The organism is Brevibacillus sp. NRRL NRS-603, assembly GCF_003013445.1.
Taxonomy (GTDB): domain Bacteria; phylum Bacillota; class Bacilli; order Brevibacillales; family Brevibacillaceae; genus Brevibacillus; species Brevibacillus formosus.
On record NZ_PXZN01000113.1, the window covers coordinates 1 to 1,251 of the forward strand.

Consider the following 1,251-nt stretch of genomic DNA (forward strand, 5'->3'; position numbering starts at 1 on the left):
GACAGATTGGAAGGATAAAGCGGTGGAAGCACCCGCTGTCGGATACATGCGTCCACATGATGTAGAGATATCGCTGCGACCGCCTGAGGGGAAGTCTGCCCGATCTGTTCAGGCTGAGATTAACCATATTTCGCTCTTGGGGCCAATTGTTCGCCTAGACCTGAAGCGATTGGACACGGATGAGGTATTTGAGGCAGAGATGAGCAGGCAGCGCTTTATGGAGTTGAACGTAGAAGAGGAGAGCATTGTGTACGTAACGTTGCACAATGTATCGATCTATGTGGATTCACAGCCTGTACAGACACATCGCACTGCCCTCGTTCCGTTGCAGGCAAGTGTTTAAGTCGATACATTGCAAAAAGACCGGTCTGCATTTGCGCAGGCCGGTTTTTGATGGAGGACTCGCTACTCGCCGCGTTGCTTGGAACGTGTCTGTTCCTTGCTAAGTGTGTTGGAAGACCGTGTTTGCGAAGGGTTTTCTTTCTTTCCCATTTCATTTTTCACACCATTTTGCTTGGACATATCGTAAGCCTCCTTCCCACTGGATTGCCATGGTAGTTTTCCCTGCCAAAGCCCATTTCATAAATCAAGTATTTTTTGCTGTGGGCCAAATCGTTTATCTTTTGCAAAATGAGGTCATCTCTGGTAAGATAAGTGTTTGAACGATTCAAAAAAGGCAGGTATTGCGACGATGATAAGCACTCAGAACGTGACGCTGCGCTACGGCAAGCGCGCACTGTTTGAAGATGTATCCATTAAGTTTACCCCAGGTAACTGTTACGGCCTCATCGGTGCGAACGGTGCAGGGAAGTCTACCTTCGTGAAGATCCTCTCCGGAGAGATCGAGCCGACGAGCGGTCACGTTTCGGTGACACCGGGCGAGCGTATCGCTGTATTAAAGCAGAACCACTTTGAATTCGACGAGTACGAAGTGTTAAAAACAGTAATTATGGGCCACAAGCGCCTGTTCGAGATCATGGAAGAGAAGACCGCTCTTTACATGAAAGAAGATTTCTCTGAGGAAGACGGCAATCGCGCGTCCCAGCTCGAGGGAGAATTCGAAGAGTTGAACGGCTGGATGGCCGAAGCAGATGCAGCTAGCTTGCTGATTGGCCTCGGTATCCCGACAGACCTGCACGACAAGCAGATGAAGGACCTCTCTGGTACGGAGAAGGTACGCGTTCTGTTGGCGCAAGCGCTGTTCGGTAATCCACACATCCTGCTCTTGGATGAGCCGACGAACCACTTGGA

The 1,251-nt window shown here is 50.0% G+C and carries 2 protein-coding genes; both read left to right on the forward strand.

The features are described 5' to 3' along the window. On the forward strand, window positions 1-343 hold a 343-nt coding region (locus C7R94_RS28750), incomplete at its 5' end, for a TOBE-like domain-containing protein (protein ID WP_199197979.1). A gap of 348 nt (window positions 344-691) precedes the next feature. Further along, a partial coding sequence (locus C7R94_RS28755) for an ATP-binding cassette domain-containing protein (protein WP_146142848.1) occupies window positions 692-1,251 on the forward strand: 560 nt, incomplete at its 3' end.